At 72.2% G+C, this 14,521-nt stretch carries 12 protein-coding genes; 8 read left to right on the forward strand and 4 right to left on the reverse strand.

The window, feature by feature from the left end; translation table 11 throughout:
* Nucleotides 1-199: 199 nt before the first annotated feature.
* Entirely contained in the window at nucleotides 200-1,558 is a 1,359-nt protein-coding gene (glmM, locus tag OG289_RS30650) for a phosphoglucosamine mutase (RefSeq protein ID WP_327317266.1), read from the forward strand.
* Between the two features lie 119 nt (nucleotides 1,559-1,677).
* Here the strand turns inward: glmM and OG289_RS30655 are convergent, their stop codons facing one another.
* Together OG289_RS30655 and coaA are read right to left on the reverse strand one after the other, a co-directional pair.
* Nucleotides 1,678-2,616, reverse strand: a complete 939-nt coding sequence (locus OG289_RS30655; RefSeq protein ID WP_327317267.1) for a DUF389 domain-containing protein — start codon at nucleotides 2,614-2,616, stop codon at nucleotides 1,678-1,680.
* A gap of 16 nt (nucleotides 2,617-2,632) precedes the next feature.
* Nucleotides 2,633-3,622 carry a type I pantothenate kinase gene (gene coaA / locus OG289_RS30660; RefSeq protein WP_327317268.1) on the reverse strand — a complete coding sequence of 330 codons (990 nt, stop codon included), beginning with the start codon at nucleotides 3,620-3,622 and terminating at the stop codon, nucleotides 2,633-2,635.
* A gap of 169 nt (nucleotides 3,623-3,791) precedes the next feature.
* Between coaA and glmS the strand changes: the two genes are divergently transcribed.
* Both glmS and OG289_RS30670 read left to right on the forward strand, forming a co-directional pair.
* Nucleotides 3,792-5,639: a glutamine--fructose-6-phosphate transaminase (isomerizing) gene (glmS, locus tag OG289_RS30665; RefSeq protein ID WP_327317269.1), complete on the forward strand. Its 1,848-nt coding sequence runs from the start codon at nucleotides 3,792-3,794 to the stop codon at nucleotides 5,637-5,639.
* An 81-nt stretch (nucleotides 5,640-5,720) separates the two neighbouring features.
* Nucleotides 5,721-6,056, forward strand: a complete 336-nt coding sequence (locus OG289_RS30670; RefSeq protein WP_327317270.1) for a hypothetical protein — start codon at nucleotides 5,721-5,723, stop codon at nucleotides 6,054-6,056.
* A 68-nt stretch (nucleotides 6,057-6,124) separates the two neighbouring features.
* Here the strand turns inward: OG289_RS30670 and OG289_RS30675 are convergent, their stop codons facing one another.
* A complete protein-coding gene (locus tag OG289_RS30675) occupies nucleotides 6,125-7,909 on the reverse strand; it encodes a M16 family metallopeptidase (protein WP_327317271.1) in 1,785 nt (594 codons plus the stop codon).
* Nucleotides 7,906-8,895, reverse strand: a complete 990-nt coding sequence (locus OG289_RS30680) for a hypothetical protein (protein WP_327317272.1) — start codon at nucleotides 8,893-8,895, stop codon at nucleotides 7,906-7,908. Before OG289_RS30680 ends, OG289_RS30675 begins: the two co-directional genes overlap by 4 nt.
* 153 nt (nucleotides 8,896-9,048) lie before the next feature.
* Here OG289_RS30680 and OG289_RS30685 point away from each other — a divergent pair, with 153 nt between their 5' ends.
* The 5 genes from OG289_RS30685 (at nucleotide 9,049) to OG289_RS30705 (ending at nucleotide 14,499) form a co-directional block, all read left to right on the forward strand.
* Entirely contained in the window at nucleotides 9,049-9,420 is a 372-nt protein-coding gene (locus tag OG289_RS30685; protein ID WP_327317273.1) for a holo-ACP synthase, read from the forward strand.
* A 62-nt stretch (nucleotides 9,421-9,482) separates the two neighbouring features.
* The gene (locus OG289_RS30690; RefSeq protein ID WP_327317274.1) at nucleotides 9,483-10,922 is read left to right on the forward strand and encodes an NAD(P)H-hydrate dehydratase; all 1,440 of its coding nucleotides are present in this window, start codon (nucleotides 9,483-9,485) and stop codon (nucleotides 10,920-10,922) included.
* 177 nt (nucleotides 10,923-11,099) lie between these two features.
* The gene (locus OG289_RS30695) at nucleotides 11,100-12,008 is read left to right on the forward strand and encodes a L,D-transpeptidase family protein (protein ID WP_442818979.1); all 909 of its coding nucleotides are present in this window, start codon (nucleotides 11,100-11,102) and stop codon (nucleotides 12,006-12,008) included.
* Nucleotides 12,009-12,042: 34 nt separating this feature from the next.
* Nucleotides 12,043-13,206 (forward strand): alanine racemase, encoded by a 1,164-nt coding sequence (alr, locus tag OG289_RS30700; protein WP_327317275.1) that lies wholly within the window; start codon nucleotides 12,043-12,045, stop codon nucleotides 13,204-13,206.
* 54 nt (nucleotides 13,207-13,260) lie between these two features.
* The gene (locus OG289_RS30705) at nucleotides 13,261-14,499 is read left to right on the forward strand and encodes an alpha/beta fold hydrolase (protein ID WP_327317276.1); all 1,239 of its coding nucleotides are present in this window, start codon (nucleotides 13,261-13,263) and stop codon (nucleotides 14,497-14,499) included.
* Nucleotides 14,500-14,521: the final 22 nt, after the last annotated feature.

Consider the following 14,521-nt stretch of genomic DNA (forward strand, 5'->3'; position numbering starts at 1 on the left):
TACTCCGAACGCCCCGGCGGCACGCCATTGTGCCGTCGGGGCGTTCGTTTTATCGCAAGTCTGGGCGTATAACGGCACAAGGTGCTCAAAGGCTTGTGTGATCGGATGTTCAGGGCATCCAATGCCTGGATGCGGGAGCCGCTGCGGCATCGAACGTGACCGCACAGCCTTTGAAACTGACGCTTCCTCAGGAGGACAAGTGGGACGACTCTTCGGCACGGACGGCGTGCGCGGTGTCGCCAACGCGGATCTGACGGCGGAGATGGCGCTCGGCCTGTCCGTCGCGGCGGCGCACGTGCTGGCCGAGGCGGGCACGTTCGAGGGCCACCGGCCGGTGGCCGTGGTCGGACGGGACCCGCGCGCGTCCGGGGAGTTCCTGGAGGCCGCCGTCGTGGCCGGCCTGGCGAGCGCGGGTGTGGACGTGCTGAAGGTCGGCGTGCTGCCCACGCCCGCCGTCGCGTACCTCACCGGCGTGCTCGGCGCCGACCTCGGCGTGATGCTCTCCGCCAGCCACAACGCCATGCCCGACAACGGCGTCAAGTTCTTCGCCCGCGGCGGCCACAAGCTCGCCGACCAGCTCGAGGACCGGATCGAGTCCGTCTACGAGGAGCACCGCACCGGCGCGCCCTGGAACCGGCCGACCGGCAGCGGCGTCGGACGCGTCCGCTCCTACGACGAGGGGTTCGACCGGTACGTCGCCCACCTCATCGCCGTCCTGCCGAACCGGCTCGACGGGCTGAAGATCGTCCTCGACGAGGCGCACGGCGCTGCGGCGTGGGTGTCGCCGGAGGCGTTCGCGCGGGCCGGCGCGGAGGTCGTGACCATCGGGGCCGAGCCGGACGGGCTCAACATCAACGACGGGTGCGGGTCCACGCACCTGGACAAGCTGAAGGCCGCGGTCATCGAGCACGGGGCCGACCTCGGCGTCGCGCACGACGGGGACGCCGACCGGTGCCTCGCCGTGGACCACACGGGCGAGGAGATCGACGGGGACCAGATCCTCGCCGTGCTGGCCCTGTCCATGCGGGAGCGGGGCGTGCTGCGCTCGGACACCGTTGTCGCGACCGTCATGTCCAACCTCGGCTTCAAGCTGGCCATGGAGCGCGAGGGGATCCAGCTGGTGCAGGCCGCCGTCGGCGACCGGTATGTGCTGGAGGAGATGAAGGAGCACGGGTACGCGCTCGGCGGCGAGCAGTCCGGACACGTGATCATCCTCGACCACGCGACGACCGGTGACGGGACGCTGACGGGCCTGATGCTGGCGGCTCGCGTCGTCGAGAGCGGGCGGTCGCTGCGGGAGCTGGCCTCTGTGATGGAGCGGTTGCCTCAGGTGCTGATCAATGTGCCCGACGTCGACCGGTCGCGGGTGTCTTCCTCCGCCGAGCTCGCTGTTGCCGTCACCGAGGCGGAGCGGGAGCTCGGGTCCACCGGGCGGGTGTTGCTTCGGCCTTCCGGGACCGAGCCGCTTGTGCGGGTGATGGTTGAGGCCGCTGACATCGATCAGGCTCGGTCCGTTGCCGGGCGGCTGGCCGATGTCGTGAAGTCGGCGCTGGGTTAAGGGCGGTTCGGTGGGGCGGGGTCTGTGCGGTTCGGGCTGCGGGTGCTTCTGGCCGGTCGCGCCCACGCGGCGGACCGCACATCGACAGAGCCCCGCGCCCTGAGGCAGAAGCCCTGCCCCTAGCCCTCGTTGGTTCGTTGGCGTTGCTTTGACCAGAGGTACTTCTGGGCCAGCAATGTCAACGTTCCTGCCAGGATGATGCCCAGGAGGTTCAGCAGGAGTTGTTCTGTTGAGCCCCAGGTCTGCTTGGTGTCGCCATAGCTGAGGGCCACGGCGGCGTTGGCGGCTGCCGGGACCGTCGTGACCGAGATGGCCACGCCCACCAGGGCGCCGGACTTCGCGGAGGTCAGGGAGAGGGTGCCGGCGATGCCTGCCAGGACGGCCACGATGAAGGAGAACGCGTCGGGGGCGTAGACGAAGCCGGTCTGAGGGCGGGCGCCGTCCAACTGCTCCTTGCTGAACTGGCCGAGGGCGTCCATCAGGAGGCTGAAGCCCACCGTCGCCGCCATGGCCACCGCGAAGCCGACCAGCAGGGCGATCAGCGAGCGCAGGGCCAGGCGGGGGGCCCGCTGCACGATCGACGTGGAGACGCCGGCCAGTGGGCCGAACTCCGGGCCCACCGCCATCGCGCCCACGATCAGGACCGCGTTGTCGAGCACCACGCCGCAGGCCGCGATCATCGTGGCGAGAGTGATGAACGCGACGTAGGTGACGGAGAGCGTCGACTCCTCGTGGGTGGCGTCCGTGAGGTGCTCCCACAGGACCGCGTCGGCGCCCTCGCCCGGCGCCTCCGCCTCGGCCTTGTCGGCGCGCAGGGAGAGCGACAGATCGATGTTCTCCACGGCGATCGAGCCGGTCTCTTGCAGGCCCAACTCCTGTAGGCCGGTGAGGAGTTCGTCCCCCGCCTCGCGTGCCACGTCGCACATGACGACATCGCCGGCCGGGTTGCGGGCGGCGCCCGGTACGACGACGAGGTGTGTGGTGCCGACGGTCTTCTCGATCAGGCGGACCACGTCGTCGGTCTTGTCGGCCGGGGTGATCAGGCGCAGGTGCAGCATGGGGGCAGGGTAGCCGTCAGAGTTTGCGCAGGCTCAGGCGCTGGACCTTGTGGTCCTGGCCCTTGCGGACCACGAGGGTGGCCCGGCCGCGGGTGGGGGCGATGTTCTCCACCAGGTTGGGCTTGTTGATGGTCCGCCAGAGGGTGCGGGCGTAGTCGAGGGCCTCGTCCTCGGAGACCTGGGTGTACTTCCTGAAGTACGAGTCGGGGTTCTGGAAGGCGGTCTGACGCAGTTTCCGGAACCGGCTGAGGTACCAGCGCTCGATGTCCTCGGCGCTCGCGTCGACGTACACGCTGAAGTCGAAGTAGTCGGCGAGGCCGACTCGGGTGCGGCCGTCCTTGCCGGGGAGCGCGGGCTGAAGGACGTTCAGGCCCTCGACGATGAGGATGTCGGGGCGCCGGACGGTGAGCTTCCGGTCGGGCATGATGTCGTAGATCAGGTGGGAGTAGACAGGGGCCGTGACCTCGCCCTTTCCCGCCTTGATGTCGGCCACGAAGCGGGTCAGCGCGCGGCGGTCGTAGGACTCGGGGAAGCCTTTCCGCGACATCAGGCCGCGGGCCTCCAACTCCCTGGTGGGGAGCAGGAAGCCGTCCGTGGTGACCAGCTCCACGCGAGGGTGTTCCGGCCAGCGGGAGAGGAGGGCCTGGAGGAGGCGGGCGACCGTCGACTTGCCCACGGCCACGGAGCCCGCGACGCCTATCACGAACGGGGTCCCGGACTGCGAGCCCTGTTCGCCGAGGAAGGTGTTCAGCGCGCCGCGCAGGCCGTCGGTGGCGCCCACGTAGAGGTTGAGGAGACGGGAGAGCGGGAGGTAGATGTCGCGCACCTCGTCGAGGTCGATGACGTCGCCGAGTCCGCGCAGCTTCTCGACCTCCTCGGCGGTCAGCGGCAGAGGTGTCTTCTCGCGCAGCGCGCTCCACTCGCTTCGGGTGAGGTCGACGTAGGGAGTCGCCTCCGGCTTGTGCCGGTGGGCGCTCCGGGGCAACGGGGAGACCGGAGAGATCACACTCCATTGTTAACGGAGTTTGAACGGGGCGGTGGGTGGGGTCCGTCACGATCCGGGGCGGGGAGTGGGACGAGGTGGGCCGAGGGAGGGGGCGTACGGCCGTGGGAATTTCCGAAATCGGGCACGTGGAGGCTCTTTCGGGGCGGGATTCGGTCGTAGGCTGCCGCGCATGTGCGGAATCGTGGGATACGTGGGGTCTCAGTCGGCGCTCGACGTCGTCATGGCCGGACTGAAGCGGCTGGAGTACCGGGGGTACGACTCGGCAGGTGTCGCCGTGCCGGCCGACGGAGGGCTCGCCGCCGCCCGGAAGGCGGGCAAGCTCGTCAATCTGGAGAAGGAGCTGACGGAACGGCCGCTGCCCGCCGGGACGACGGGCATCGGGCACACCCGGTGGGCCACGCACGGCGGGCCCACGGACGCCAACGCCCACCCTCATCTCGACAACGCCGGACGCGTCGCCGTCGTGCACAACGGGATCATCGAGAACTTCGCCGTGCTGCGGGCCGAGCTGGCCGAGCGGGGGCACGAGCTGCTCTCCGAGACGGACACCGAGGTCGTGGCGCATCTGCTCGCCGAGGAGTTCTCCGTGACCTCCGACCTGGCGGAGGCGATGCGGCTGGTGTGCCGACGGCTGGAGGGGGCGTTCACGCTGGTCGCGGTGCACGCGGACGAGCCGGACGTGGTGGTCGGGGCGCGGCGGAACTCACCGCTCGTGGTGGGCGTTGGAGAGGGCGAGGCCTTTCTCGCCTCGGACGTCGCCGCGTTCATCGCCCACACGCGGTCGGCGATCGAGCTGGGTCAGGACCAGGTGGTGGAGCTGCGCCGGGACGGTGTGACGGTGACCGGGTTCGACGGCCGTCCGGCAGACGTGCGCTCCTACCACGTCGACTGGGACGCGTCGGCCGCGGAAAAGGGGGGTTATGACTACTTCATGCTCAAGGAGATCGCCGAGCAGCCCAAGGCTGTCGCCGATACCCTGCTGGGCCGCATCGACGCCTCCGGGGCGCTGACCCTCGACGAGGTGCGGATCCCGCCCTCCGAGCTGCGGGAGGTCGACAAGGTCGTCATCGTCGCGTGCGGTACGGCCTTCCACGCGGGTCTCATCGCCAAGTACGCCATCGAGCACTGGACGCGGATCCCGTGCGAGGTGGAGCTGGCCAGCGAGTTCCGCTACCGGGATCCGATCCTGGGCTCACGCTCGCTCGTCATCGCCATCTCCCAGTCCGGGGAGACGATGGACACGCTGATGGCGCTGCGGCATGCGCGGGAGCAGGGGTCGAAGGTGCTGGCCATCTGCAACACCAACGGCTCGACCATCCCGCGTGAGTCGGACGCGGTGCTCTACACGCACGCCGGGCCGGAGGTGGCGGTCGCCTCGACGAAGGCGTTCCTGACGCAGCTGGTCGCCTGCTATCTGGTCGCCCTGTATCTCGGCCAGGTGCGCGGCACCAAGTGGGGGGACGAGATCGGGGCCGTCGTCCGGGACCTCGCGCGGATCTCCGGCGCGGTCGAGCGGGTGCTGGAGACCATGGAGCCGGTGCGGGAGCTGGCGCGGTCGCTCGCCGGCAAGGACACGGTGCTGTTCCTGGGGCGGCACGTGGGGTATCCCGTCGCGCTGGAGGGTGCGCTGAAGCTGAAGGAGCTGGCGTACATGCACGCGGAGGGGTTCGCCGCGGGGGAGCTGAAGCACGGGCCGATCGCTCTCATCGAGGAGGATCTGCCGGTGGTGGTGGTCGTGCCCTCGCCGCGCGGGCGGTCCGTCCTGCACGACAAGATCGTGTCCAACATCCAGGAGATCCGGGCGCGGGGTGCGCGGACGATCGTGATCGCGGAGGAGGGCGACGAGGCGGTGGTGCCGTACGCCGACCATCTCGTACGGGTTCCTGTCACCCCGACCTTGCTTCAGCCCCTGGTGACCACGGTGCCGTTGCAGGTCTTCGCGTGCGAGCTGGCGACGGCTCGCGGCAACGAGGTGGACCAGCCGCGCAACCTGGCGAAGTCGGTGACGGTGGAGTAAGGGCCCCAGCCCGGGTGCCGAGGCTCTGAGACTGCTCAAGTCGCTTGGCGGGGGCGGAATCTGACGGACACGATGATCCGCATGACAGGAATCGCGGGGCTGAACCCCAAGCACAACTTCGTGCTGGTCATCCGGGACGCAGACGTGGTCGCGGCGGCGTTGCGCCAGGCGGTGGCCGGTGCTTCGGACGGGGAGCGGGCGGGGCTGGAGCGCGCCGTCGCGCTCGTCGAGGCCCACGCCGCCGTCGGTGAAGCTCAACTGCGCGCACGCTGGGTTCGCTCCCGGCTGGACGCCGTCGGTTTCACTGGGGACGTCGCCTCGGTCGCGGCGGTGAAGGCGCTGCGCAAGGCGGAGCCGAAGCTGAGCCTGCTGGCGGCGGTCCAACTGCAGAAGGAGGCAGTGGCCCATCCGGAGTGAGTCGGTACGCCGGGACGAGCGGGCGGCCTCGGCCGACAGGCGGCCGTCCGCTCGTTCCGGCGCCGGGGCTAGCCCTGCCTGCGGGTCCTTCGGGCCGTGTACAGCTTCCAGGTGGCGAAGGCCAGGGGGAGTTCCAGGATCCAGACGCCCACGACCGCGTCCCACTCCGGGTTGGTGGCCGCGGACTCGTCGGCGGTGATCACCGCGCAGAGCAGGCCCCAGGCGGCTGCCAGGAGGCCCACGAGCCAGAGGGCGGTGGTCCAGCCCCAGGTGGAGCGGCCGCCGGCGGAGGACTGTGGGGCCGGGGTCCGCTTGCGGGGCTGGGGGATGCGGTCGGGCTCGCGGGCCGGCATCCGTACCGTCGACTGTGGGGCGACCGCCGCGTCCAGTGCCGCTATCCGGTCCGGGGTCACTCCCCGGTACAGGGTGGGCTCCACCGTGACCGAGAAACCGTCGTGGCCGGTGAGAGTGCGGGCGCCGTCGGGACGGGTGGTCATCGCCGCGATGGCGTCGTAGCGGACGGTGATCGGGCCCCTCGGGGTCAGGAGGCTCACGCCCTCGGCGCCGATGACCAGGGTGACCTGTTCGTCCTCCAGGGACTGGTGACGGGTGCCGGTGACGGAGGTCGTGGAGAACTGGGGGGCGAGGGTGAAGCCCGCCCAGTCGACGCCCCCGCCGGGGACCTGGAGCAGCGCGCCGTCCCAGGTCTCGCGGGCGACCTGGCGCAGGTCGTCCGGCGTCACCGCGTTCAGCTCCGCCTTGTGCTGCTCGGGGGTGAGGATGCGGTGCCCGAGCAGCAGGCTCAGCGCATACGAGGGGAGGGTGGCGGCGCCGAGGTCGGGGGTGTCGTACATCTTGAGGAGTTTGGTGCGGACGGAGTCCAGTTCCGACTGCTCGATGCGGCCCGCGCGAAGGCGGGCGAGCGTGTCGACGAAGCCGCCGACGACCGCGTCCTGCTTCTGCGGCAGGGAGTCGGCGTACGCGGTGAGGGTGGCGAAGTCGGCGTCGCGCGGGGTGTAGTCGGCCTCCGCGGAGTAGGAGTAGCCGCCCTCCTGGCGCAGGTCCTGGAAGAGGGCCCGGCCGAGGACGTCCGCGAAGACGCTGGCGGCGGTGGAACGGCGCAGGACGGCGGTGAGGACGACGTGGCCGTCGTCGCCGCTGATGTACGCGGGGGTGGTGGGCAGCGCGCTGGTCGCGGTGGGGGCGGGGAAGCGGGTGCCCTGGGGGAGGGTGAGGTCCAGGCCCTCGGGCACGTGGTCGCTGGTGATCCACAGCACCGCGTTGTCCCTGGTGAAGCGGGTCTGCGCCCAGTGACGTACCTGATCGGGCGTCAGGCTCCAGGTGCCCAGCTCGTTGTAGCTGGTCAGGCCGTAGCTCTGGGCGCCGTAGCGCCACAGCGGCATCTGCTGCCGGGGGCCGCCGCCGTGGCCGGCCGCCTCCGTGCGGAGGATCTCCTTCTCCGTCTCCAGCCGTTCCATCGGCAGGTCGCGCAGCCCCGCGCACACGCTGTTGAGGTACTTGACGACCTCCTCCTCGCTGCCGGTGACGTGGAAGAGGGTGTACGTGTTCGCCGTCGCGCCGTTGTAGTGCAGGTCGGACAGGCCGAGGCGGTGCAGGGCGAGGTGCTCGACGAGGTGGGTGATGCCGGCGGTGGCGAGGGTCTCGTCGGCGCGGCCCACCCGGAAGAAGAGACCGGCGGTGATCTCGTTGCCGGAGGAGGGGGCGTAGAGGGTGGGGATGTGCTGGGTGGTGGTGTGGGAGACCAGGCCGGAGAGGGCCGTGAGAGCGGCCAGGCCGTTGTCGTTGTCGTTGCCGAGGTTGTCGTGCTCGTGCTCGTGCAGGTTCGTGGTCATCGGTTGCCGCCTCCCCGGCTTTCCAGCGCGGCCTTGCGGGACTTGAGGTACGCCGACTTCTTGTCGGGCAGGTACTGCCAGGGGAACTCGGACGCGCGGTCGCCGAGGAAGGCGAAGTGCGGGGCCGCGTCCGCGAAGTGGCCGCCGAGCGAGAAGGCGAACGCGAACGCGTTGTGCGCGCCGATCGAGTTCCAGTCGGGCCGGTGATCGGGGTGCAGTACGGAGACCTGGGCGGCGTGGCGCAGGTCGTCGCGGACCGGTACGCCCCGCATGTAGGCGGCGTCCTCGCCGCTGTCCAGATCCAGCCAGTGCTCGATGTGGGCGAGGGCGACCAGGGCGCCGGAGTTCGAACCGTCGGGGGCGGCGGTCGCGCACTCGCGGGCGAAGCCGTGCGCCGCGTCCCAGGAGCCGCTCCACTTCGGGCACAGCTGCTGGAGCAGCTGCGTCTGGGCGCGGTAGTGGTGGGGGTGGTGGGCGGACAGCCGGTCGTAGCGGCGGCGGGCCTCCGTCTGGCCCAGTTGCAGGCCGCGGGCGGTCATCAGGCGGGCGGTCCAGGCGGGGGCGTACGCGGGCTGCTCGGCGCACACCTCGATCAGCAGCTGCTCGGCCCGGCGCAGCCAGTCGTGGAACTGGGTGAACTGCTCCCGAGAGACGTGCTGGGCGCGGGCGCCGCTGCGGATGTCCCAGCCGATGTAGACGTACCGCTCGGCGAGGAGCGCGCGCGGGAGCGGGTCGCCGGGGAGGTCGGCGGCCGCCCGCTCCAGGAAGTTCTCGACGCCGGGGATGTCGGCGAGGAGGCTGGAGGCCGAGGCGAGCCGGTCGACGGAGTCGAGCGCCGCGAAGTAGGCCCGGACCGCCGGCCAGTCCCCGGCCTGCGCGGCGGTGCGCAGCGGGATCAGCTCGGGTGTGTTGTCGTACGGGTCGAATGTCGGCCCCGACGAGCCCGTGTCGGCACCCATGGGTATGCCGCTGGTGGTGCTGGTCATTCCTCCGCCCCCTGGCGTCACTGTCCGCGGCGCGCGGGCTGGCCCCCCAGGGCGCGCGGCGGTGTTCGTCTTCGTCTTGACGTTCCTCTTGACGTGATCAAGTCGCCGCAGGCTAGCAGCCGCCTGTGACAGCACGGCCGTAGGGTGCTCGGCATGAGCATCATCGGGGTCGGTATCGACGTGGCCGAGATCGAGCGGTTCGCGGCGTCGCTGGAACGGACGCCGGGACTCGCCCAGCGGCTTTTTCTGGAGAGCGAGTTGTTGCTGCCGAGCGGGGAGCGGCGGGGGGTCGCCTCGCTGGCGGCGCGGTTCGCGGCGAAGGAGGCGCTGGCCAAGGCGCTGGGGGCGCCGCCCGGGCTGCTGTGGACGGACGCGGAGGTGTATGTCGAGGACAGCGGGCGCCCCCGGTTGCGGGTGCGGGGGAGTGTCGCCGCGCGGGCGGCCGAACTGGGGGTTCAAGGGTGGCATGTGTCGTTGAGTCATGACGCGGGGGTCGCCTCGGCGGTGGTCGTGGCCGAGGGGTGAGGTGAGCCGGAGGTGGGCGGAGCGGGTGCGGGGGCGGGGGTGTTCGCGAGAAACTCGACGGCATGCGTACTGCCTACTGCGTCGAGACCGTCCGTCGTGCCGAGCGGGAGCTGATGGCCCGGGTTCCTGAAGGGGCCCTCATGCAGCGGGCCGCCGCCGGGCTCGCCGCCGCGTGTGCGGATCTGCTCGGGCGGGTGTACGGGCGGCGCGTCGTGCTGCTGGTCGGCAGTGGGGACAACGGGGGTGACGCCCTGTATGCCGGGGCGCGGCTCGCCCGGCGGGGGGCGGGGGTCACCGCGGTGCTGCTGGCGCCCGAGCGCACGCATGCCGGAGGGCTGGCGGCCCTGCGGCGGGCCGGTGGGCGCACGGTCGCGTCCGACGGCGCCGAGGAGGTCGTCCGGCGGGCCGACATCGTGCTCGACGGCATCGTCGGGATCGGGGGGAAGGGCGGGCTGCGGCCGGAGGCGGCCGCGCTGGCCGCGGTCGTCGCCGAGGCGCGGGCCGTCGTCGTCGCCGTCGATCTGCCCAGTGGTGTCGACGCCGACACCGGTGAGGTGCACGGGAGTGCGATCCGCGCCGACCTGACCGTCACCTTCGGCACGCACAAGCCGGGGCTGCTCGTCGATCCCGCGCGGGAGTACGCCGGGTCGGTGCGGCTCGTCGACATCGGGCTCGGGGACGAACTGCCCGCCGAGCCCGAGCTGGAGGCCCTGCAACACGCGGACGTGGCCGCCCTGCTGCCGGTGCCGGGCGGGGAGAGCGACAAGTACCGGCGGGGCGTCGTCGGGATCGCGGCCGGATCCGCCCGTTACCCCGGGGCCGCCGTGCTGGCCGTCGCGGGGGCGCTGCGCGGCGGGGCGGGGGCCGTGCGGTACGTCGGGCCGGCCGGCGACGCGGTCGTCGCGCGGTTTCCCGAGACGCTCGTGTCCGACCAGGGGCCGAAGCAGGCCGGGCGGGTGCAGGCGTGGGTCGTCGGGCCGGGGGCCGGGGACGACGCGGGGACGGTGGCGGAGGTGCTGGCCGCCCAGGTGCCGGTGCTGATCGACGCGGACGGGCTGCGGCTGGCGGACGCCGCCGCGGTGCGGGGGCGTACCGCGCCGACGTTGATGACGCCGCACGCCGGGGAGGCGGCCGCGTTGCTGGGTGTGGCGCGCGAGGAGGTGGAGGGGGCCCGGCTGGCGTCGGCGCGGGAGCTTGCGGCGCGGTACCGGGCGACCGTGCTGTTGAAGGGGTCGACGACGTTGGTCGCGGAAGCGGGGGGTGCGGGCGTGGTGCGGGTGAACGCCACCGGGACGGCCTGGCTGGCCACGGCCGGGAGCGGGGACGTCCTGTCGGGGCTCGCGGGGTCGTTGCTGGCGGCCGGGCTGAGCGCGCTGGACGCGGGGAGCGTCGGGGCGTATCTGCACGGGCTGGCCGGGCGGTTCGCGGCGGTGGGGGCGCCGGTGGGGGCGCATGACGTGGCCGAGGCGGTTCGGGAGGCCTGGCGGGACGTACGGGGGTAGGGGGCCTGTTTCTCGCCCCGCCGCCCTTACCCGTTCCCATCCCCTGGGGGCTGCTGCCCCCAGACCCCCGGTCCGGCCCTGAAGGGGGGTCGTCCTCAAACGCCCCGGGCGGGCTGAAAGGGTGACCTCGCCGCGCGGCAGCTCCGGCGCCCATCACCGTCGCGTTTCCCTGATCATGTGATCAGCGTGCGAACCCGTCGTCGAAGCACCGTCCTTCTCCTTGCCGCCGTCGCTCTTCTCCCCGTCGCCCCCATCGCCCGCGCCGCCCCCGCTCCCCGGCCCTGGCAGATCGGCACGCCCGACCAACTGCTCGCCCCCGGGGTGTACGAGCCGACCGCCGCCGAGGACGCCGTCGAGCCGCGGGACGCCGTCGAGCCGCGGGACGCCGTCGAGCCGCGGGACGCCGTCGAGCCGCGGGACGCCGTCGAGCCGTGGGACGTGGTCGAGGGGACGCACGCACGCGTCGAGTACGTGCCGCCGGAGGGGGCCGCCGCGCGGGTGGCGTGCAGCAAGCGGGCCGGGCCGTATCAGCGGGCGGTCGAGCGGTGGCTGAGGCTGACGGTGGACGGGAAGCAGTCCGCCGCCGACTGCCGGGCGATCCGCGCGTTCCAGCAGACGCGGAAGATCAAGCCCGCGATCGGGTTCGCGGGCCCCGTGACCTGGGCGCGGATGCAGCTCATCTCCGCCGGGAAGAACCCGAACGCGAAGAAGCAGTGCCCGGTGCGGGCGTACCGGGTCGCCTGCGTCGATCTCGACCGGCAGGTGACCTGGGTGCAGAAGGGGACGAAGGTCGTCTTCGGGCCCGTGTCGATGCGGAGCGGACGGGCGGCCCACCCGACCCGCAAGGGGTGGCACACCGTCTACTGGCGGCACAGGAACCATGTGTCGACCCTCTACAACACCCCCATGCCCTACGTCCAGTTCTTCGACGGCGGAGAGGCCTTCCACGCCGTCTACGCAACCATCCACACCACCATCGGCTCCATGGGGTGCGTCAACCTCACCCTCGGTGACGCGCGCACGCTGTGGGGCGTGCTGAAGAAGGGCGACCGGGTCTACGTGTGGGGGCACCGGCCCGGTACCTAGGGGGCTGTCCGAGCGCTCTGAGACACTGGGCGCGATGAGTGAGACTGCCAACCCGCCCGCCGCCCCGTCGCGCGCCCGTGCCGAGATCGACCTGGCCGCGCTGCGGGCCAATGTGCGGACCCTGCGCGCCATGGCACCGGGCGCGGCGTTCATGGCCGTGGTGAAGGCCGACGGGTACGGGCACGGGGCCCTGCCGTGTGCCCGTGCGGCCGTCGAGGCCGGCGCCACCTGGGTGGGCACCGCCACGCCCGAGGAGGCGCTGGCGCTGCGCGCGGACGGCGGGCTGCCGGCCGACGTCAGGATCATGTGCTGGCTGTGGACTCCGGGCGGGCCCTGGCGGGAGGCCGTCGAGGCCGACCTCGATGTGTCCCTGAGCGGGCTCTGGGCGCTGCGGGAGGTCGAGGAAGCGGCGCGGGCCGCCGGGCGGGCCGCCCGGGTGCAGCTCAAGGCCGACACCGGGCTCGGGCGCAACGGCTGTCAGCCCGCCGACTGGCCCGAGCTGGTCGGCCAGGCCCTGCGGGCCGAGGAGGCCGGGCTGGTCCGCGTCACCGGGCTGTGGTCGCACTTCGCCTGTGCCGACGAGCCCGGGCATCCCTCCATCGCCGGCCAGCTCGGGCGTTTCCGCGAGATGGTGGCGTACGCCGAGCGGCAGGGCGTGCGGCCCGAGGTGCGGCACATCGCCAACTCGCCGGCCACGCTGACGCTCCCGGAGACCCACTTCGACCTGGTCCGCCCGGGCATCGCGATGTACGGCCTCTCGCCCAGCCCCGAGCTGGGCTCCTCCGCCGACTTCGGGCTGCGTCCGGTGATGACCCTCGCGGCCTCGCTGGCCCTGGTGAAGCACGTCCCGGGCGGGCACGGCGTGAGCTACGGCCATCACTACGTCACCCCTGGTGAGACCACCCTCGGGCTGGTACCTCTCGGCTACGCCGACGGTGTTCCGCGGCATGCCTCCGGGACCGGCCCGGTGCTGGTCGGCGGCAAGTGGCGGACGGCCGCCGGGCGCATCGCGATGGACCAGTTCGTCGTCGACCTCGGGGGCGACGAACCCGGGCCCGGCGCGGAGGCGGTCCTCTTCGGACCCGGCGACCGCGGCGAGCCCACGGCGGAGGACTGGGCGCAGGCGGCCGGAACCATCGGGTACGAGATTGTCACGCGCATCGGAACGCGCGTTCCCCGCGTCTATGTGAATGAGTGACAAGACGGGTAACCCGCAGTCAGTGCACGGGCATCGGCCGAACAGGAGCGGTACGTGAGCGAGAGCAGTGCGGAGGCAGTGGCGAGTGCCGCCTCGGCGGCCGTCGCCGCCGCCTCCGCCACGGGGGCGGGCGGCTGGCGCCGGGCGACCGGCATCGCCGGCGCCGCGATAGGCGTGATCGCCGCGGGCGCCGCGGCCGGTGTCGCCCTGGAACGGATGACCGTGGGGCGGGGGATGCGGGCCAAGGCCCGGCTCGTCCTCGACTCCGCGGGGCCCTACGGCGGACTGCGCGGCACCCCGGGCAAGGCGTACGCCGACGACGGCACCGAGCTGTACTACGAGGTGGACGACGTCGAGCCGCAGGGGGGACCGGCGAACCGGCGGCGCAGGCTCTTCGGGCGCAAGGCCCCGCTCCCGGTCACCGTCGTCTTCAGCCACGGCTACTGCCTCAGCCAGGACTCCTGGCACTTCCAGCGGGCGGCCCTGCGGGGCGTGGTGCGGACCGTGCACTGGGACCAGCGCAGTCACGGCCGGTCCGGGCGCGGCAACGCCCAGGTGCGGGACGGTGTGCCGGTCAGCATCGACCAGCTGGGGCGGGACCTGAAGTCCGTCATCGACGCCGCCGTGCCCGAGGGGCCGATCGTGCTGGTCGGGCACTCCATGGGCGGGATGACGGTGATGGCCCTGGCCGCGCTGTACCCCGAGCTGATCCGTGAGCGGGTCGTCGCCACCGCCTTCGTCGGGACGTCGTCCGGGCGGCTCGGCGAGGTCAACTTCGGGCTGCCGGTCGCCGGCGTGAACGCGGTGCGGCGGGTGCTGCCGGGGGTGCTGAAGGCGCTCGGGCAGCAGGCGGCCCTGGTGGAGAAGGGGCGCCGGGTCACCGCCGATCTCTTCGCCGGGATCATCAAGCGGTACTCGTTCGCGTCGCGGGACGTGGATCCGGCCGTGGCGCGGTTCGCCGAGCGGATGATCGAGGCCACGCCCATCGACGTGGTCGCCGAGTTCTACCCGGCCTTCACGGACCACGACAAGACCGAGGCGCTGGCCTGCTTCACCGACATGCCGGTGCTGGTACTGGCCGGGATCGGGGACCTGGTCACGCCGAGCGAGCACAGCGAGGCGATCGCCGACGCGTTGCCGGGCGCCGAATTGGTCCTGGTGCCGGATGCCGGGCACTTGGTGATGCTGGAGCACCCGGAAGTCGTCACCGACCGCCTCGCCGATCTGCTCGCCCGCGCGGGGGCGATACCCATCACCGCTACGGTGAATGGCTGTGACTCCGCCTCCTCCTGACGGAGGTGGCTTCCAGCCCTCG

This window comes from Streptomyces sp. NBC_01235 (genome assembly GCF_035989285.1).
Taxonomy (GTDB): Bacteria; Actinomycetota; Actinomycetes; order Streptomycetales; family Streptomycetaceae; genus Streptomyces.